The organism is Microlunatus sp. M237 (assembly GCF_056896895.1).
On sequence record NZ_JBXHBL010000003.1, the window covers coordinates 500,774 to 519,762 of the forward strand.

Sequence of the window (18,989 nt, forward strand, 5' to 3'; positions counted from 1 at the left end):
CATGTTTTCAGTAAAGTTGAACTATGCGCGCCGATCGGTTGGTCTCGCTGGTGCTGCTGCTGCGCCAGCGAGGTCGGATGAGCGCAGACGAGCTGGCCGGTGAGCTGGAGGTGTCCGCGCGCACGGTGCTGCGCGACATCGAGGCCCTGTCCACGGCTGGCGTCCCGGTGTATGCGAACCGCGGCCGACACGGTGGGTTCACCCTGCTTCCCGGTTTCCGCACCGAGCTGACCGGCCTGAACCATGACGAAGCGCTCGCACTGCTGACGGCCGGGTCAGGACGCGGTGAGAAGGCCTTCGGGCTCAGCGCACCGCTCGCGTCCGCGATGCGCAAGGTGGTCGATGCGCTGCCCGAAGGCCACCGAGCGAACTTGGACGATGCCGCCCGGCGGTTCCTGGTCGAGCCGGAGACCGATCTGCTCTCACGGCGACTGGTCACCGAGGACCTAGCGGAAGGTGTGATGAACGAGGTCCGCCATGCAGTGCTCACCGGACACAAGCTGCGCTTCGACTACGCAACCGCCGACAAGAAGCCTCGCTCCTACACCGTCGATCCGATCGGTCTGGTTACTGTCCGCGACCGGACCTACCTGCTAGCCGTCTCGTCCGGAGAAGACCGCACCTACAGGCTGTCGCGGATGCTGACAGCCGAAATGCTTCCAGAGCCGGCGCAGCGTCCCGCTCAGGTCGACCTCGACCGCATCTGGGCCGAGCGCAGCGCTCAATTCCTCTCCGAGAACCACATTTCGGTGCTCGTCAGGGTCGCACCGTCAAGACGAGAAGAATTGTTGAACATCGCGCGCGCCGTCCGCACCGAGGAAACAGAAGCAGACGGGTGGGTCCGACTCGACGTGACATTCGAGGACCTGCGACACGCGGTCTGGGCGATCTGGCAACTCGATACCGCCGCCGAAGTCCTAGCTCCGATCTCGTTGCGCGCCGCTCTTCGCGAGCGCGCGAAGAGACTCGCCGCCCGGTATGAGGTTCCCGAGGTTGATCACGTGGATCGTCCACCTGATCCCGGTCGGTGGTAGGCGCCGTGTCTGAGTCCGACTCGAACTCTCGGTTGTACCTATCTGTGTGGGGGTGATGGCGAAGCGTCTTGCGGCGCCGTCACCTCCTGCGACGGCCGAGGTGATGACAGGGTTTCGCCCCGCCTGCGGCGAGGTTCGCTATCGTGACTTGCAATGTGATCGCCACGTCAGGTGTGATCGTCAATCCTCCGCGCCGATGTGATTCCGCCGAGTGAGTAGGGAGACCGCGATGGTCGAGCCGACACTGGCCGATGTGATGAGCGAACTGGCCGCGCTGGAGGAGCCGAGGGTGCGTGAGGTCAACCAGGCGCACGGTGATGATCATGGTGTGAACCTGACCAAGCTCCGCGCCGTCGCGAAAAGGCTGAAGACCCAGCACAACCTCGCGCATCAGCTGTGGGAAACAGATGACTCGGCCGCACGACTCCTGGCGATCTTGGTCTGCCGTCCCAAGGAGTTCGAGGCCGAGCAGCTGGACACGATGCTGAGGCAGGCGCGTACCCCCAAGGTGCACGGCTGGCTGGTCAACTATGTCGTTCAGAAAAGTCCGCACTGCGAAGAGCTGCGGTTGGCCTGGTTCGTCGATCCCGATCCCGTGGTGGCGAGCGCCGGGTGGGCGTTGACGACCGAGCGGGTGGTGAAGAAATCCGCGGGTCTCGATCTGTCTGGTCTGCTCGATCTCGTTGAAGCGGAGATGAAGGATGCCCCGGATCGCCTGCAGTGGGCCATGAACGAATGCCTTAGCCAGATCGGGATCGAGCACGCCGAACATCGCGGCCGGGCGATCGACATCGGCGAGCGACTGGAGGTCCTCAAGGATTACCCGACGCCCGCCAACTGCACGTCGCCTTTCGCCCCCATCTGGATCAGCGAAATCGTGCGTCGACGTGAGGCGGAGGACCGGGTCAGTCCGCGGTGATGGCGGCTAGCTCGGCCGCCAGAGATTCGGTCAGGGCCCCGAGGGAAAGCTTCCCCGCTCCGTACAGACCCCAGCTGGGAAGGAAAGCAGGCCGAGGATGGAGGAGACATTGAGGATGTGTCCGCTCCGGTCCTTTCCGAGCTCCGGCCGCGCGCTGCGCATGAAACAGTGAGCTGGCCGACTTCCCTGGGGACGCCCCGCTGGGTTCGCTCAGGAATGCTTCGAACAGGTCCAGGGCGTCACAGCGCAGGCGCCGAACAGTTGGCCGGTGAGCGCGACGACGAGGGTCGCGACCGTATGGCCCCTAGATACCACGACGACAGGGCTACCAATGGCAGAATCGAGCCCTGCCCGATCGATACCAGCACGCTGGGGTCGTAGCCAGGGATGGCGAAGACCGCCAGCGGACCCGTCTCCGGCGCGGCATGCACGGGCAAGACCCTACGGCTCATCCTCCCTACGAGGAGCAGCACCCGTGTCCGGCTCCGCAGCGGACAGCTGGGGGTTGCGCGTCAGGAACGCCCTGACTGCGCGGGAGACCCAGTTGTTGCGGCCGGTGCGCAGGTGCACCAGAGCGAAGACGGCTGCAAGGGCAGCGCCGAGCGTGTCGACGAGGAGGTCCTGCATGGTGTCGATGTAGGAGCGGCCCGCCTCCAGGTCGAATGAGGCGATGAGTGAGTCGGCCGCCCACTCGGCGAACTCCCAGAAGACGCCGCACGTCACACTGACGGTGAACCCGAACAGGGCGACGAACCAGGGGTGGTCGCGCGCCTCCTGCACGTCGGCGCGGCTCAGGGCGAACAGCAGGACGAACCCCACAATGGCCAAGCACACGCCGCTGGCAGTGTGGAGCACCAGGTCCCACCACCAGAACCGGCCGTACCAGCCGGCGGTCGAGCCTAGGAGCAGGGCGCCGGTGGCGAAGGCGGTGAGGACCAGCTGCCAACCGGGCGGGACGGCCACGCCCAGACGGCGCAGCGCCCAGGGCAGCAGCGTGATGGCGGCAGCCCCAGCGATCGACACTCCGGCGTCCCACTCGCGGCGCATCAAGGCCACGCCCAGGGCGCCGCCGAGGACGACCTGCAGCACCACCGTTACCCGCCCCGCGGCGGTCCTACGGTCGGCCGCGAACTGCGCGCGGCGTTGCTCGTCAGGCATAGCTCGCCCTCCTCGCGATCTGCGACCCACCCATCATGCGGCATGGGCCGAGCGGCTGGAGGACGGGTCGCCGCCCGCGCCCCGCTGCTCGCGGTCGGCCATGACCGTGTTGAGCGCTGGCGGGGCGACGAGTCGAAGAGCGCGCGGTGACCGGTGCCGCGGTTACCAGCTCGGCGGCCGGACTGGTCAGCGTCACGAACGCCGGCGCACCGGGACCGACGTGGAGATGAGCACCAGGATGGCTGTGGATGAGCGGGGAAAGTGTCAGTGGTAGGTCCTAAATTGTACGTATGTTCGATTCGGGGATCGAGTTACCAGCCGACACGGCCGCTGTCGCGGCCTGTGTGGCTGAGCTGCACCGGCTGGTCGTGATGGCGGAGACGCGCTTGTTGGTGGTGGCCGCCCATTGGGCTGACCTGCACGGACCCGATCCGGATGGTGAGGTTGATGGCGGGCCGTTGGGTGAGCGGTTTCGGCAGCTGGGTGGGGATGGGACACCGTTGGTGTCGGAGTACGCCGCCGGTGAGCTGGGGGCGTTGCAGGAGACGACCACCGGTGCCGCGTCGGCGCAGATGGCGGATGCGTTGGACCTGCGGCACCGGTTCCCGCGGCTGTGGGCGCGGGTCCTCGCCGGTGAGGTGCGCGGGTGGAAGGCGCGTAAGGTCGCCCAACACACCCGCCACCTCTCTGCCGAAGCAGCGGCGATCGTGGACGCGATGGTGTGCGGTCCAATCGGGGCGATCTCGTGGGCGCGGTTTGAGAATCTGCTGCAGGCGGCGGTGATGAGCGCCGACCCAGTCGGTGCGGAAGCACGGGCCCGATTGTGGGAAGCGGAACGGTTCGTCCGGGCCGGTCGGACCGAAGTCGGCGGACTTAAAGTGCTGGTCGCCCGGGCCAACGCTGGTGATGTGGTCTGGTTCGTGGCGATGGTCAACCGGATCGCGGAGATTCTGAAGCTGGAAGGCGATACCGGTCCGATCGGAGTCCGCAGATCGAAAGCGATCGGGATCCTGGGGCAGCCGGCGACGGCGTTGGCGATGTTGCAGGCCCACCAAGGCGACCCGTGTGAACAGGTCGAGCCCGCCTGTGACGACCCGGCTCAGACGGACACGCATCAGTCGGTGCGGTTCGACGGACCGACCGGGTTGGATCCGGGGAAGGCGCGGCCGCAGACCACCCTGTATGTGCATCTCAGTCAGGAAGCGTTGACTGCCGATGGCCCTACTGATCTGGTCGGTCGGATCGAGGGCGATGGGCCGGTCACCGTGGACCAGCTCCGCCGGTTCCTCCGTGACACCCCGAACACCATCACCGTGCGGCCGGTGGTTGATCCGGATCCGGCGCCGGTGGATGCGTACGAGATTCCCCACCGCCACCGCGAAGCACTCCGCTTGCGCAACCCCGCCGACGTCTTCCCATACAGCACCAGCCTGAGCCGAAGCATGGATGTGGACCACACGATTCCCTACGCCAACAACGGCCCGGCCGGGCAGACGAGCCTCGAGAACCTCGGCCCATTGGACCGGCGGCATCACCGGTTGAAGACCCACGGCCGGTGGAGGCTGCGACAACCCGTGCCCGGTCACTACCTGTGGCGCTCACCCCACGGCTGGCTCTATCTGGTCACCAGCCAAGGCACCCACGCCCTCGGCAACAATGCCTTCACCGAACGCATCTGGCACACCGCCACCGCCATGCACCGCCAGTCCGCGCGAGCACCGGCGGCGAGCGCAGCATGACCGGGCGGCGGCCAAGATCAACCCATCGTTTTCGACCCGTCGAGGGACTCCCGGATGATATCCGCGTGGCCGGCGTGCTGCGACGTCTCCGCGATGAGATGAAGGAGCGTCCGGCGGACCGACCAACGGGCACCAGGCTCGAACCACGGCGCGGACGGCAGCGCATGGGATACGTCGAGGTCGACGGTGGCAACGAGCGCATCAGTGTCGGCTGCGGTCGCGGCATAACGGTCAAGGAGCAGGTCGAGCGTCTCTCCGGGGAGCATCTGGAACTGCAGGGCGTACGCGGCGTAGTCAGGTTCGCCGTTGTCCGATGCGGCGCCGTCGACGATGAACGCTGCCCACTCCCGCTCGGTGGCCGTGACGTGCTTGATCAATCCACCGAGGCACAGCTCGCTGGCCGTGGTGCGGAGCGCTGCTTGCTCGTCAGTGAGGCCCTGCACGGTCTGGCGCAGGAACTGGCGATGCTGAGTCAGTGTCTCGGCGAGGTCGGCGCGCTCGCCGGTGAGCTGTTGGGTCGGGCTGGTCTCGGTGGTCATGGCGATCCTCTCGGTCTGCGGATCGGGTCCGCGTCGGTGGTGATCACCAACCTAGAAACTGATGCGGACACTTTCTGTCCGCAATGTGCAGCAATATTGAGACATGGCCAACACCAGCTCACGAACTCTGAGTTTGCTGTCGCTGCTACAGACCCATCGACACTGGTCCGGGCAGGACTTGGCGGCGCGGATGGAGGTGTCTGTTCGCACCGTCCGGCGCGACATCGACCGGCTCCGCGAGCTCGGCTACCCGGTCGAGGCGGCACCAGGGGTGGACGGTGGATATCAGCTGGCTCCCGGCGCTGTACTGCCGCCGCTGGTGGTCGACGACGACGAGGCGATCGCTTTGGCTGTTGGCATGTACGCCGCCACGTCGGGTGACGTCGCAGGTGTGGAGGAGGCCGCGGTGCGCGCCCTCACCAAGGTGGTCCAGGTCATGCCACCCCGGCTTCGCCGCCGAGTGGAGGCACTCCGAGCGGCAACGACTCCGCTCACCTTGACCCCCGGGCCGACGGTGGATTCGGACGTGCTGATCACGCTGGCCCAGGCATGTCGTGACGCCGAGCGGTTGGAGTTTGCGTATCCCGCCCGCGGCGACGAATCATCCGAGCAGCGGGTGATCGAACAGCGACTGGTCGAACCCCATCGGCTGGTCTCGACCGGCCGCCGGTGGTATCTGGTCGCTTACGACCTCCGCCGCCACGACTGGCGCAGCTTCCGAGTGGACCGGGCAACCGAGCCCCGCCACACCGGAGACCGCTTCGCGCCTCGGCCGCTGCCGGCCAGCGACGCCGCGGAGTTCGTCCAGGCCGGCATCCGCGCGGCTCGTGCCGGCTATGAGATCGAGGTCGTGATGGAGGCGCCGGCGACCGTGGTGGAACAGCAGATCGGGCGGTGGTGCGTCGCCGAGCCGATGGGGGAGGAGCGCTGCCTGATACGGATGACCACAGACGCGTTCGAGTGGCCCCTGATGGCCATCGGGGCGGTCGGGGCCGACTTCGAGGTGTTGTCGCCACCGGAGTTGGTTGACCAGGTGCGGGCCTGGGGTGACCGATTCACCCGGGCAGTCAGCCGACCGGCAGGTGCCGATGCTGCGACCGTATTCCGGGGCGAAGTGTCACGACCGTCGTGATGCATCACAACAAAGCATGGTCTGTGTCTAAAGACCCACAGGATGCACTGTTGGTGTTAGCGTGACGATCCGAGACCCGGCTCCGGAGGTCGTCCCCTCTCGGTCGTGACCGCTCAGGCCGCGCTCACCGCACGGAAGGGACGCACCCACATGCACCCCATCAAGTACAGGTTGACTTGACGACCGGACGCAGCGCGCTCGCTCACGCCCGTCTCGGAGCCAAGGTGCACCGACATCGACCAAGCCAGATGAGTGACCGGGCAGATGGGTGACCGGGCAGATGAGTGAGCAGGCCACGGTGACCACCCGCGGGAACATTGCGGGCTGGATGGTCGGATTCGGTTCATCGCTGCTGGCCGACCAGATGTTCTTCCTGGCCCTGACATGGGCAGCGATCCAGGTCGGATCCGCAACCGAGGTGGGTCTGGTGATCGCCGCGGCATCCATCCCGCGGCTGGCGATCTTGGTTGTGGGTGGGGCGGTAGCCGACCGGGCCAACCCGAAACGCGTCGTCGTCGGTACGGATGCCGGCCGCGCGGCGGTCGTGCTCGCGGCCGCAGCGATCGTGTTGGCCACCACGATGCCGACCTGGCAGCTGATCTGCGTGGCGCTGGTCGTCGGGGCACTCGACGGGCTCTTCCTGCCCGCCATCGGTGCGCTCCCGGTGCGGCTCGCGGCTCCGCACCTGATGGGTCGCTTGGCCGCGCTTCGCACGGTGACCCAACGCATCGTGCTGCTGGCCGGCGGCCCGCTCGCCGGAGTCCTGATTGCCTGGGCAGGACCCGGCGCGGCCTTCGCTGCTTCCGCAGCGCTGTTCGCTGTGTCCTCGGCCTGCCTCGCCCGGGTGCGGCTGACGACTCCATCCGCACCACCGACGAGAACGGATCCGGGAGGCGAGCAGCCGGCGCGACGGTTCGCTGCTGAGGTGGTGCACGGCCTGGCCGTGGTCGTGAAGAACCCGGCGCTGCTCTGGCTGCTCGTTCTCACCGGTGCGCTCAACCTGGGGTTCTCGGGCCCCGTCACCATCGGGATCCCGCTGTTGGCATCCGCCCAAGGCTGGGGAGCCGCCGGGGCCGGGGCTCTGCTGGGCGCGTTCGGCGGTGGCGCCGCGATCACCGGCTTTGGCCTGGTGTTCGTCAAGTGGATACCGCGCGCAGGCTGGGTCAGCCTCGGAGCCGTGCTGGCGATGGGGACCGCCCTGGTCGGCATGGCCTTCGTCCACACCTTCGAGGTTGTAGCCGGTTGCGCGGTGGTTCTCGGGCTCGGCTCGGGCGTTTTCGGCACCACCGTGCACGCACTGCTGCTGACCACAACTCGACCACACGAGCTCGGACGCGTCATGGGGCTCTTGTCGATCACCCTGGAAGGCGTTGTGCCCATCAGCCTGGCACTGACCGGGGTGATGGCGGAGACCCTGACCCCTCGCAGCGGCTTCCTCGCCGGCGGTGCGGTGATCGTGGTGGCCGTCGCTCTGGTGGCGACACGGGCCAGTGTTCGGTCACTGGAGCTGGCCCGCCCGGGGGCCGATCCAGTCAGGCTCAGCGAGGAAGCGGAGCGCGAACCAGAAGCCGTCGCACCCGAGGCGGCCATCGCAGGATCAGCGTCACGTTGTGGTGCTTCGTCGCATACAGCGAGAGTCCGCCGACACGGCGACGAGCCTTCAGCGCGTCGAGTTGCTCGCTCCCTGGCGTCACCGGCAGTCGCGCGCTCGCCAAGGTGGCGCCGTCGGCGCGGGCCTCGATCAGGAGGTCCCACCGCACCGGACCGCTGAGGTCAGCGTCCGCGTGGTCGGACCGGCCAGCCGGCCGCAGTGCGCGACAGAGCCGGATGGCTCCGACGTCGAACACGGCCGTCGCGCTGCTCCCGCCCGACTGCTCGACCCGCAGCTCACCGCGGTGCGGCGCCCGCGCGCGAGCCAGCAGCTGAAGCCCGGGGGCCGGGGTGTCCGCACCGGTGGCCACCTCGATGCGTACCCGCTCGACGCCCAGCCGCACCGACGCCAGCGACACCCTCAGGCCGGGGTCGTCGCGTACTGTCCGCCGCGCGGCACCGAGCTTTCGGTTCAGCCGGTCCCCGAGGTCCCACAGGAGCACGCCGCTCGAGCGCTCATACGGGTCCGCACGTCGAAGTCGGCGCCGTGCCTCGACGATGTCGGCCGCGGTGCCATCGCGGGCGAGGAGCAGCATCATCCGGGCCCGGTCTTCCGCCTCGGACAGGTGCCACTCGGTCAGGTGCGGCAGCACCTGTTCCCGCAGCGTGGCCAGGAACGCCTCCTGGGTGGCGGGGTCAGCCTCGACGAACGCGTGGCCGAAGGCGGTGGACAGGGTCCAGAGCAGCACGCGTTTGAGCAGGAACTCGCGCCGTGGTCCCGGCTCGGTGTTGGCGACCACGAGCGCGGTCATCCTGGTCACCGTCTGCTCCTTGTTCAGCAGGCTCTGTGGCCGCCGGGACAGGTTCTGACCGTCGTCGCGGGTACGCCGGAAGTAGTACTCGTAGTCGCCGAGCTGGGACACCTTTCCCGCCGCGAACAGGCAGGTGCCGATGAAGACCTGGTCCTCGCCCTGGACCATGTCCTCGGGGAACTGCACGCCGAGCCGGTTCACCAGGCTACGACGGATCAGCTTCTGCGGGCTCAGCGACGACCACACCCGGTCCTTGACCAGGTCGGCGTCCAGCGCCGTCCGTCGATTCGGACGGTGATGGGTCGGCCGACCCACCCGGGCGGTACGGCCGACCACCACATCCGACTGCTCGGTGTCGGCCACCTGGACCAGGCGGCGCAGTGCATCCTCAGCCAGGTAGTCGTCCGCGTCGTGGAAGAACAGATAGCGACCGGTGGCGAGCGCGATCCCGCGGTTGCGCCCAACACTGGGCTTGCCGGAGTTGTCCTGGCGCAGGATCCTCAGTTGCGGCCACGACCGGGCCCGTTCGGCGAGCGTGGCCTGCGTCTCGTCGGTGGACCCGTCGTCGACGACGATGACCTCGATCTCATCGGCCGGCAGGGTCTGGGCCTGCAGATGATCGAGCGCGATGGCCAGCAAACCGGCGCTGTTGTAGGTCGGGATGATCACCGACACCGCCGGCGCCTGCGGGTCCATCCGTCGCCCTCAGCCGTTGGCGAGCGCCGCTGGCCCGTCCTCGCGTCGGATGTCGATGATGTGCCCGGTCTGTCCCGACAACAGGACGTCCAGCGACTGGCGGGCGACCTCGGTCGACTCCAGCAGCGTTCCCGCGGGCTCGTCCCCGAAGGCCTTGGTCCGCATCGGCGTCCCGGTCCGCTCGGGGTTCACGCAGTTCACCCGGACACCGTCGGCCGCCCACTCGTCAGCCAGCGCCTGGGTGAGATTCACCACTGCGGCCTTCGCCGAGGAGTAGAGCGAATACCCGGACCGGCCCCGGGTGTAGCTGCTCGAGGTGAACAGCAGCAGCGAGCCCTCGGTGGCGCTGAGGTGCTCGTAGAACTCCTGGGCGATGAACACCGGAGCCAGATAGTTCACCTCGGTGGCCATGAAGATGGTCTCCTCGCTGGTCTCGGCCAGCCCTCCGCGCGGCAGCACACCGGCGGTGTTGACCACGAAGTCGACCCGGCCCGACTCGGCCAGCACGGTTCTGGCCGCGGCGGCCACATCCTCCCGCCGCTCCACGTGAGTGTTCGTGGCGGAGCGCGAGAAGATCCAGACGCGCGCGCCGTACGAGCGGGCGAGCTCGGCGATGTCGCCACCGATCCCGTACGAGCCTCCGAAGACGACCATCGTCTTGCCGTCGAGCAGCGCCCGGTAGTCGTCGTCGGACAGCGGCGCCGGCCGGTCCGCCGAGGTCAGCTGGAACAGCTTGTCGGCGATGTAGACGTCGATCGGCTCGGTGACCTTCATATTGCGCTCGTGACCGGGCACCACGGCGATCGGGACCTCGGGCAGATAGCGCAGCACCACGGTGCAGTCGTCAGTGGCGGTGAAGTCGGGGTCGAGGGCGGCATTGGCGTACGCCTGGCGGATGGTCGAGAGCCGGAACGACTGCGGGGTCTGGCCGCGCCGCAGCAGGTGCCGGGGGAGTACATCGGCCATCGTCTCGGACTCGCCGTCGACCTGGATGACCGTGTCCGCCGACGCGATGGCGGTGTCCACCGCCCGGTGGGTGCGCAACGCCTCGACGTTCGCCGAGATGATCGTCTGCGACACCAGCGGCCGAACGGCGTCGTGCAGCAGTACGTTGCAGTCCTCGTCGCCGAGCGCCGCGAGCGCCGCAGCGGTGGTGTCGTTGCGGGTACCGGCCCCCTCGAGGATCTGGGTGACCTTGTCGTAGCCGCCGGTACGGACGATGGACCGTACCTCGTCGAGATAGCCCGGTGTCATCATCACGATGATCTCGTCGATGACCGGTGACTGCTGCATCACTGCGATGGTGTGCTCGATGATGGGTTTGCCGGCGATCTTGATCAGCTGCTTGGGGATGCTCAGCCCCACGCGGGTGCCGGTGCCACCGGCGAGGATGACTGCAATGTTGCGCTGGTGTTTCACTGGAAGCACTCTAGCGGCACCAGATGTGCCAACCGCGAAGCGGCGCGACGCGGCGCGTTGGCGTTAGCGATAGCCTCACGTCCAGCCCTTACCGTGCCCGCCGAAAGGATGTCCGTGACCCCGACCTCAGACCGACCTGGAGCCGATACCGCGTCGGAAGAGTATGCACGGCGGCTGCAGGCGAAGCAGCAGGTCCTGTGGAAGCGCGTCCTGAACGTGCAGGCGCCGTACCAGTGGAACCTGCGTCGCCAGCACCTCGGGCGAACCCTCGACGTCGGCTGCGGCATCGGGCGTAATCTCCAGACGCTGGGACACGGCTCGGTCGGAGTCGACCACAACGCCGCGGCAGTACAGGTTGCGCGAGAGCGTGGCGTTACCGCGCTGACAGTGGCGGAGTGGGAGACGAGCGAGCTGCGGGTCGCGGAGGCCTTCGACTCGATCCTGCTCGCCCATGTCATCGAGCATATGAATGCCGACGAGGCGCGGGCGCTGCTGCGGATGTATCTGCCGTACCTGAAGCCGGGCGGCGTTGTCTTCTTCGTCTGTCCTCAAGAGCGCGGCTACGCCAGCGACCCCACCCACGTCCGGTTCACCACAGGTGAGGACCTGGCCGTCCTCTCCCGCGAAGTCGGCCTGACGCCGGCCACGTGGTTCAGCTTCCCGTTCCCGCGCCGGTTCGGCCGGGCCTTCATCTACAACGAGTTCTGCCTACGTGCGGTCAAGCCTCACTGAGTCGGCGCGCTGCTGCGGTTTGATCCGGTCCCCGAGATAGAGGTAGACCAGCCTGCGCTGAGCGGCACGCAGGGTGGCCATCGCATCACCGCGACGGACATCAGTCCTGGAGAGCAGCCCGGGCACCATGGCGGCCAGCTCGGAGTGCAGCGCAGCGGCAGAGGCGGCCTGTTCTCGAACCAGCTGGAGGCTCCACTGGCTGGAACTGAGCCGGAAGGCGGCCAGCGGCCCGTCGGTGGCCACCAGGTCACCGTGCAACAGCGCCCGGCAGTACGTGGCCTGGTCGATCATGTAGCCGGGGTTGCCGTGCCAGCCGCCAATATCGGTCAGCACCGAGCGGCGGAACAAGACGCAGCACGGCTCACCGAAAATGTTGGCTCCCGCCAGCACCGAGCGCCGCAGCACCGCGGTGCCCGAGACCCTCCCGCGGATGCCGCGAAGGCCGAGATTGGGAATCACCGTTGCGCCGTCGGCGTCGACGATGTCGCGCGGCGATGCCACCATCACCGCACCCGGACCTGCCGTGTCGAGTGCCCTGACCTGTCGCTCGAGCGCCTGTGGCCGAAGCAGGTCGTCACCGCAGACGAGCTTCACGAGGTCCCCTACCGCCTCGTCGGTGACGCGGTTCCAGTTCGCCTCGGCGCCGCCGCCCGGGGGCGTACGCAACAGTCGAACGCGCGGATCTCGTCGATAGGGCTGTAGCAGCTCCCAGGTGCCGTCGGTCGAGGAGTGGTCCGACACCACCAGCTCGAAGTCGACGAAACTCTGGGCGAGAATTGAGTCGAGGGCTTGCTCGATGTAGGCCGCGTTATTGAACGAGGGCACAACAACCGATACCCGGGGACCGCTCACGAGCGAGCTCCGGCCGCGCGACGCCGGAAGGAGAACGCGCGATGACCGATGTAGGTGGTGACGATCGAGATGCAGGTGGCCAGCACCTGGGACACGATCACGCCGAGGCCGATCACCTCGACGAAGAAGGGCAGTAGCACCGCATTGGCAGCCAGGGCCGCAAGGTTCACCAGTTCGAAGCGCCCCAAGTCGAGGAAGAAGTGTCCCCGCACCCGGAAGACGAGGTAGCGGTGCAGGAGGAAGGCGGACAGCACCGAAGTCACATGGGCGCAGACCAAGGTGACCATGTAGCCCGCGATCGGACCCACCAGGGCATGGAACAACAGAAACCATCCCAGCCCGACGAGGGTGTTGACCGCTCCAACCAGCACGAAAGCCACCCGCTGGTCGCGGATGACGCGCAACAGTGGTCCGGCCGGTTGCGCCGGGGCCGCGAGGGGCTCACTGATGACCACAAAATTCTCTTCCGACGATCGGGACCTGCTTCGAACAGAGGACGACCTGCTCGCCTACGCGGCAGCTACTTTGCCGTGACTATAGTTGGCGCCCTGCCGAACGACGGGACGCTCGCTGGCGACGCCGTCTCCAGAGGTCTCGTGGCCAGTTCTCACCATCAGCGTCGCCGGGCTAGGCGATCACTCACCACACGGCGCCCATGGCTGAGCACGCGGCGTCCGGCAGACCGGGCCGACGACAGCGCCCAGCGCGCCCGGACGCGCCCGTCGACGTGCACCGTCTGCTGCAGTACGACGGGCATCGGTCGGCTGGGCTTCCCGCCGGTGCGGGTCGGGCCCGGAACGGTCAACTCGACCCGATAGTCGCCAGACGGTGCTCGCAACCGGCCCCGGTCGAGAGAGGCGGTCCACACCGTACTGGCGTCGGACTGCGGCTTGAGGGAGCCGTGAAGAGGGCGACCGCCGTCGGTCGGGGCCAGCGTCAGCCGGCCATGGCGCGGCCCGTTGCTCCAGCAGACGTCCAGATCGACGGCGACACCGTGCCGGGAGAACTCCACGCTCGAAGCCTCCAGCCTCTCCTGCAGCCAATGCCGGCGGGCCGCCACGTTGAGGCTCAGGTTGCCGAGCGAGGTGTCGTAGAGCCGGTCGATGCGCCCGCTTGCATCCAAGATCAGAGGTGCGTCGGTGATCTCCTCGGCACGGACGCTGCCCAACCGTCGGTTCCGGGTCAGACCCAGCGCCTCCAGTCGGACGAAGAAGTCATGGAGGCCGTCCCGCAACGGTTGGCCACCGGCAGCGCGCATCGGGTCCACCGTCGCCGTCCCGGAGAAGTGGATCTCGCCGTGGCCACCGACCTCCACGACGCTGCCCTGGAGACGGCCAGGCAGGAACCACTCATCGAGCAGCTCACGGTGCCTGATAACGATGTCGCCGGACATGTCGGCAGCCGCCTCGACGGTGCGGTCAGCGTCGGACACCCCGTCGCCGGTCACCGAGCGTGGAAGCATCCAGCTGCCATCGGCGCCCGGCGCCAAGGCCAGTGGCTGGTCCCCGTCCATGATCACGGCCTCGACGGTGATCTCAGCAGCCGTTGCGCGCACCACCCGCAGCCCTGTCAGTCGTACATTCGGCCGCAGCTGGTCGATCCGTGCCGCCTGCGCGGCGATCTGCTCGATCGTCCCGCTGCGGACGAGCGCCGCCCGGATCCGCGAAGCAACCTTGATCCCCGCGTCGACGTCTGGGCTGAAGCGCTCCGTCATCAACGTTCGGACCTCGTGCAGCAGCGAGTCAAGATAGTCGCGCGGGGCGTCCATCAGGTGTGAGCCGCCCAGCCGGCCCAGCATCTCGGTGCGGAGGAAACGGCGGTAGAACTCGTTCCTGACCTCGCCCGGGGCGGTGTACGCATCGACCACGTCGAGCACCTCGCGGAGGTTGGCGTAGTAGCCCGCGGGTTCGATCCTCTTGGAGCCGGCGTTGCCGCCGTCGGGACGGCGGAGATAGCGGTAACAGACATAGTCGGCGACGATGGAGGCCGACTGCGCCGCGAAATAGGCCTTGGTCATGAAGAGTTGGTCCTCGAGCCGCCGCGGACCCTCGGGATAGCGGATGCCTTGCTCACGCAAGAACTCCGTCCGCAGCATCTTGTGCGGTGTGAGGCTGTTCATCAGCTGAGCGGAGAAGACATCACACTTGGGACGCTGCTCGCGGTAGAGATTGTGGTGCACGCCTCGGAAGTCGCTGATCACCTTGCCGAGCACCACGTCCGCCCCGTTGGCCGACCCGAGGTCGTACATCCGCTGCAAGGCCTCGGGCTCGAGCTGATCATCTTGGTCGACGAACATCACGTACTCGCCCTGCGCCGCGTCGGTGCCGACGTTGCGGGGCTTGCCGGGCCAGCCCGAGTTCGGAATGGAGATCACTGTGACCTGTGGGTGCTCCGCCTCCAACCGGCGGAGCCGGGCCAGCGAGTCATCAGTGGAACCGTCGTCGACGAAGATCAGTTCCAGCTCGCTGGCCGGCATCGTCTGCCCCACCAGGGAGTTCAGGCAGGGCTCGATGTACTGGCCCGGGTTGTAGACCGGGACGATGACGCTTACTTTGGCGGCCAAGAAACTACCTCTCCGACGACGTGTGGGGTACGAGGCTAGCCTGGATCTGCCTCACCGCTGGCTATAGTGCATCCTGACCACCGTCGTGTTCGCCCCGGCGGCGCGCCGCAACAGCACAGAGAAAGACTCACCACCTGATGCCTCGCCACCCCGCCGTCGTCCGACTCAGACGCCTGGCAGGGCGAGGGTTCAGAAGGATCGCGCGCGTGGCGAGCGGCGGCCGTACGCCGTCGGTGCCGCAGAAGTCACCAGCGCCGCAGGTCAGCGTGGTCGTGGTCGCCCAATCGACGAATCGATTCCTCCCTGAGTGCCTGGATTCGGTTCTGGCACAGCAGGTCCGTCGGCTCGAGGTGATCGTGGTCGACACGACCACGACCGCGGAGCAGACTGCCGCGGTCCGCGAGGCGGCCGCTCGCGACCCACGGGTACGGGTGGTGCCTGCTGCCGGGCATGGCCTCGGATCGGCGCGGCGTATCGGCGGCCGGGATGCCCGAGGTCGGTTCGTGACTTTCGTGGACGCCGACGACACGCTGCCGCTGGCGGCCTACGCGACGATGACGCGCATGCTGCAGCGCAGCGGTTCCGATTTCGTGGTCGGCGCCGTCCAACGGGTGCGCAATGGTCGGGGCACCAGGCCGGCCTGGGTGAACGCAGTGCACGACTTCGACCGCACCGCGATCACCCTGGACGAGTTTCCCGCGGCCATGCAGGATCTGATGTTGGTCAACCGTATGTTCCGGCGAACGTTCTGGGTCGACACCGTGTTGGCCGATATCGCGCCGGAGGATTTCGACGACCAGCTGGCCGCCATCACGGCCTACACCCGGGCGCGGGCCTTCGACGTGCTGAAGAGCGCCACCTATCACCAGCAGCAACGCACCGATGCGGGCACGTTGATCCGCAGACGCTACGACTACGCGGCGCTGGACCAGCGGGTCCGGGTGCTGGAGTCGGTCTGGGAGGTGTTGCGCGAGGATGCCAACCCGGAGGTGTCGGGTGCTTGGGTCGGTGGCGTGCTGGAAACAGAGCTGGCGGAGTATCTCGAACATGCGGCCCACGGAGACGCCGCCTATCGGGAGCGGCTTCAGCATGCGTGTGAGTTCTTCTTCGCCGTGGCGCCGCCGAGTGCGTGGCCGCACGTGCGCGTCGACCGGCGACTGCGGGTGTTCTTGGGTTCTGAGGCCCGATGGTCAGAACTCGAGCGGCTGATCGAGTTCTTCCGTCTCAACGGCGCCATCCCGACCACGACAGTCGTGAACGGACGCGTCAGAGCGGCCCTGCCTGAGGCGTCGGGGGTCACCGGGACCGTGCCCGACCTCTGCCTGGAGCTGGCTGACAGCCAGACCGCCTTGTCCGGCGCGGTACGGACCGCCTACTGGTCCAGCGATGACCGCCCCGGCGAGCTGGTGGTGGAGGGATGGGTCTTCATCCGTGGCGTGGACCTCGCCGACGAGACCCCGGCGGTCGAGCTGGCGCTGGTGGACGCGGAGTCAGGGGAGCGGATCGCGGCACCGATCGAGCTCCGTATCGACCCTGGTGCGAACCGCTGGGCGAACCAACTGAACCAGGATTTCGACAGGTCCGGCTTCGTCACCCGGATCGACGTCGATGCTCTCCCAGGGCCGGCGGCGTCGGCGGGATCGCGCCGCTGGGTGCTGGAGTTCCGGGTGACCAGCCAGGGAGTCGAGCGGATCGGCCCGCTGCGATCGCCGGTGCGCGACGGCGTCGCGCTGCGGATGCGGGCTCGCGACCTGCGGTCGGGCGACGACCTCATCCGCGTGGTGCCAGTCCTGGACCCGGCTCGAGGGTTCCTGGTGCACCTGCGCCGCGACCAATTGCGGGCGGAGGAACTGACCGCCGATGGCCGTGGCGGCCTGGCCGGCAGGATCCGGGTGCTGCACCCGCTACCGGCTCCGGTGGTGGCCATCCGCGCCACCAGCGACGATGACCGGATCGACGCCGCCCTGCAGGAGCTGTCGGACGGGACGTACTCGTTCGCGCTTGATCTGCCCCTCGGCCCGATCGCCCGGGAATGGAGCATCCGGGTGCTGGACGATTCCGGTGCGAAGCATCGCTTGTCCTGGCCGGACGAGCTATCGGCCGGAGTCCAGGTCGGCGGCGGGCCGGACAGTGCGGCGTGGGTACGCTCACCCCGCGGCTTCTGCAACGCCACCACCAGCCACAGCTTCGTCCACACCACCGCCGTCCACGTCGACGACGGCGGAATCGCGGTGGAGGTGGAAGCGGTGGGGCTGAGCGCAGCCGATCTGCAGCGCGCCGTGCTGGTCGGGCCAACGGTACGGGTGCCGGTCGACGAGGTCACCATGCTCACCCGACCAGACATGTCGATCCCGGTCGCCGAATACTGGCGCCTCGAGTTCCCCGCCTCAGCGTCTCGGTGGGGCGGGCCGTCGCTGCCGTTGCCGGCGGGATCTTACGTCGTCGAGCTCCCCGCCGCCGACGCGGCAGAGGACCGGTTGGTGTGTGGGGTCACCGAGGCATTCCTGGAACAGGGCCCCATCGAGGGACTGACCGGCTGGCATGGCTGGACGGCAGCCCGGGTTCCGGCCACCAACCGGTTCAGCCTGAGCCTCCGGGCGCCACTGGCCGACGACGAACGCAGCCGTTACGCCCGGGGCCAACTTGCCACCTGGTATCAGACCTCCGACTTCACTCCGCGCGACATGGTGCTTTTCCAGTGCTATCGCGGCGAGTTCGCGACCGACAGCCAACTGGCCATCCATCAGGAGCTTCGCCGACGGGAGGCCCCGCTGGAGCTGGTCTGGGCGGTTTCAGACCGATCCGTCGTGCTGCCCGAGGGGGCGGATCCGGTCCTGATCGGCTCACGAGAGTGGTACCAGGCGGTCGGGTCGGCCCGATACCTCTGTCAGAACATCGACTTCGACAGGTTCTTCCGGAAGCGGCCGTACCAGCGCTATCTGCAGACGTTCCATGGGTACCCGTTCAAGTCGATGGGCATCTCCTTGTGGCGGGCACAGGGCAAGTCGGATCTGATCATCGATGCCGAGTGCGAGCGCCGCACCACGGCCTGGGACTCGATCCTGGTGCCGGCCCAGTTCTGTGAGCCGATGTATCGGCAGGAGTACCGCTACGACGGTGAGGTGCTCGTTACCGGCTATCCCCGTGACGACGATCTTGTGGTTGACGACCCTGAGGTCTCCCGGAACGCCATCCTTGCGCGGCTGGGGGTGCCGGCCGATAAGCGGGTCGTGCTCTACGCACCCACCTGGCGCGATACCGGCGCAACCGGGGCCTTCAAGGCGAAGCTGTTCGACGCGCTGGACCTCGATGATCTGACCACCCGACTCGGCGAGGACTTCGTGATCCTGGTCCGTGGGCACAACTACAACCTCCGCGCGGGGGAGAAGGTGTCGTCGGCAACCGTCGTGGACGTCACCTCGTACCCCGAGATCAACGACCTCATCCTCGCCTCGGACGTCGCCGTGCTCGATTACTCCTCGCTGCGATTCGACTGGTTGATCACCGGGAAACCCGTGCTGTTCTTCGTGCCTGACCTGGCCGACTATCTCAGCGCCCGCACCGCCTTGTTCGAGTACGCACCGACGGCGCCCGGTCCGATGCTCGACACGACCAGCGAGGTGGCGGCGGCGCTGCTCGATCTCGACCGGGTGTCCGCATCGTTCGCGCCAGCACGAGCGCAGTTCAACCAGACGTTCCACGGGCTGCACGACGGCCACGCATCGGCGCGGGTGGTGGATGCGTTCTTCGGTCCCGACCAAGGCCCTAGGCTGACGTCGCACAACTAGACCACGACCAGCGGAT

13 protein-coding genes and 1 pseudogene are annotated in these 18,989 nt (G+C 67.7%); 7 read left to right on the plus strand and 7 right to left on the minus strand.

What is annotated here, in order from left to right; translation table 11 throughout:
* The first annotated feature begins 23 nt into the window (after nucleotides 1-23).
* A complete protein-coding gene (locus AC1XX3_RS13405) occupies nucleotides 24-1,034 on the plus strand; it encodes a helix-turn-helix transcriptional regulator (protein WP_483321636.1) in 1,011 nt (336 codons plus the stop codon).
* Between the two features lie 229 nt (nucleotides 1,035-1,263).
* Nucleotides 1,264-1,953, plus strand: a complete 690-nt coding sequence (locus AC1XX3_RS13410; protein ID WP_483321637.1) for a DNA alkylation repair protein — start codon at nucleotides 1,264-1,266, stop codon at nucleotides 1,951-1,953.
* Between the two features lie 441 nt (nucleotides 1,954-2,394).
* Here the strand turns inward: AC1XX3_RS13410 and AC1XX3_RS13415 are convergent, their stop codons facing one another.
* A complete protein-coding gene (locus tag AC1XX3_RS13415) occupies nucleotides 2,395-3,111 on the minus strand; it encodes a DUF2238 domain-containing protein (protein ID WP_483321638.1) in 717 nt (238 codons plus the stop codon).
* A 290-nt stretch (nucleotides 3,112-3,401) separates the two neighbouring features.
* On the opposite strand from AC1XX3_RS13415, the gene AC1XX3_RS13420 reads away from it, so the two are divergent.
* A complete protein-coding gene (locus tag AC1XX3_RS13420; protein WP_483321639.1) occupies nucleotides 3,402-4,850 on the plus strand; it encodes an HNH endonuclease signature motif containing protein in 1,449 nt (482 codons plus the stop codon).
* Nucleotides 4,851-4,867: 17 nt separating this feature from the next.
* On the opposite strand, the gene AC1XX3_RS13425 is transcribed toward AC1XX3_RS13420, so the two are convergent.
* A complete protein-coding gene (locus AC1XX3_RS13425; RefSeq protein WP_483321640.1) occupies nucleotides 4,868-5,389 on the minus strand; it encodes a DinB family protein in 522 nt (173 codons plus the stop codon).
* Nucleotides 5,390-5,492: 103 nt separating this feature from the next.
* Here AC1XX3_RS13425 and AC1XX3_RS13430 point away from each other — a divergent pair, with 103 nt between their 5' ends.
* Both AC1XX3_RS13430 and AC1XX3_RS13435 read left to right on the plus strand, forming a co-directional pair.
* Nucleotides 5,493-6,521, plus strand: coding sequence for a helix-turn-helix transcriptional regulator (locus AC1XX3_RS13430; protein ID WP_483321641.1), 1,029 nt, complete (start codon nucleotides 5,493-5,495; stop codon nucleotides 6,519-6,521).
* Nucleotides 6,522-6,801: 280 nt separating this feature from the next.
* Nucleotides 6,802-8,292, plus strand: a complete 1,491-nt coding sequence (locus tag AC1XX3_RS13435; RefSeq protein ID WP_483321642.1) for an MFS transporter — start codon at nucleotides 6,802-6,804, stop codon at nucleotides 8,290-8,292.
* 382 nt (nucleotides 8,293-8,674) lie between these two features.
* On the opposite strand, the pseudogene AC1XX3_RS13440 reads toward AC1XX3_RS13435, so the two are convergent.
* Together AC1XX3_RS13440 and AC1XX3_RS13445 are read right to left on the minus strand one after the other, a co-directional pair.
* A pseudogene (locus tag AC1XX3_RS13440) lies at nucleotides 8,675-9,619 on the minus strand (glycosyltransferase family 2 protein); the annotation flags it as partial.
* Between the two features lie 9 nt (nucleotides 9,620-9,628).
* Complete coding sequence (locus AC1XX3_RS13445; protein WP_483321643.1) at nucleotides 9,629-11,038, minus strand: SDR family NAD(P)-dependent oxidoreductase; 1,410 nt, start codon at nucleotides 11,036-11,038, stop codon at nucleotides 9,629-9,631.
* 114 nt (nucleotides 11,039-11,152) lie between these two features.
* Between AC1XX3_RS13445 and AC1XX3_RS13450 the strand changes: the two genes are divergently transcribed.
* Complete coding sequence (locus tag AC1XX3_RS13450) at nucleotides 11,153-11,770, plus strand: class I SAM-dependent methyltransferase (protein ID WP_483321644.1); 618 nt, start codon at nucleotides 11,153-11,155, stop codon at nucleotides 11,768-11,770.
* Here AC1XX3_RS13450 and AC1XX3_RS13455 read toward each other — a convergent pair.
* The 3 genes from AC1XX3_RS13455 to AC1XX3_RS13465 form a co-directional block, all read right to left on the minus strand.
* Complete coding sequence (locus tag AC1XX3_RS13455; protein ID WP_483321645.1) at nucleotides 11,747-12,622, minus strand: glycosyltransferase family 2 protein; 876 nt, start codon at nucleotides 12,620-12,622, stop codon at nucleotides 11,747-11,749. The genes AC1XX3_RS13450 and AC1XX3_RS13455 overlap by 24 nt on opposite strands.
* Complete coding sequence (locus tag AC1XX3_RS13460) at nucleotides 12,619-13,077, minus strand: GtrA family protein (protein ID WP_483321646.1); 459 nt, start codon at nucleotides 13,075-13,077, stop codon at nucleotides 12,619-12,621. Before AC1XX3_RS13460 ends, AC1XX3_RS13455 begins: the two co-directional genes overlap by 4 nt.
* 158 nt (nucleotides 13,078-13,235) lie before the next feature.
* Nucleotides 13,236-15,185, minus strand: coding sequence for a glycosyltransferase family 2 protein (locus AC1XX3_RS13465; protein WP_483321647.1), 1,950 nt, complete (start codon nucleotides 15,183-15,185; stop codon nucleotides 13,236-13,238).
* Nucleotides 15,186-15,391: 206 nt separating this feature from the next.
* Between AC1XX3_RS13465 and AC1XX3_RS13470 the strand changes: the two genes are divergently transcribed.
* On the plus strand, nucleotides 15,392-18,973 hold the full coding sequence (locus AC1XX3_RS13470; RefSeq protein ID WP_483321648.1) for a bifunctional glycosyltransferase/CDP-glycerol:glycerophosphate glycerophosphotransferase: 3,582 nt from the start codon (nucleotides 15,392-15,394) through the stop codon (nucleotides 18,971-18,973).
* Nucleotides 18,974-18,989: the final 16 nt, after the last annotated feature.

Coding starts and splice junctions, on each gene's coding strand:
- AC1XX3_RS13435 (WP_483321642.1), top strand. CDS start 6,802: ATGAGTGAGCAGGCCACGGTGACCACCCGCGGGAACATTGCGGGCTGG.
- AC1XX3_RS13425 (WP_483321640.1), bottom strand. CDS start 5,389: ATGACCACCGAGACCAGCCCGACCCAACAGCTCACCGGCGAGCGCGCC.
- AC1XX3_RS13405 (WP_483321636.1), top strand. CDS start 24: ATGCGCGCCGATCGGTTGGTCTCGCTGGTGCTGCTGCTGCGCCAGCGA.
- AC1XX3_RS13430 (WP_483321641.1), top strand. CDS start 5,493: ATGGCCAACACCAGCTCACGAACTCTGAGTTTGCTGTCGCTGCTACAG.
- AC1XX3_RS13415 (WP_483321638.1), bottom strand. CDS start 3,111: ATGCCTGACGAGCAACGCCGCGCGCAGTTCGCGGCCGACCGTAGGACC.
- AC1XX3_RS13410 (WP_483321637.1), top strand. CDS start 1,264: ATGGTCGAGCCGACACTGGCCGATGTGATGAGCGAACTGGCCGCGCTG.
- AC1XX3_RS13420 (WP_483321639.1), top strand. CDS start 3,402: ATGTTCGATTCGGGGATCGAGTTACCAGCCGACACGGCCGCTGTCGCG.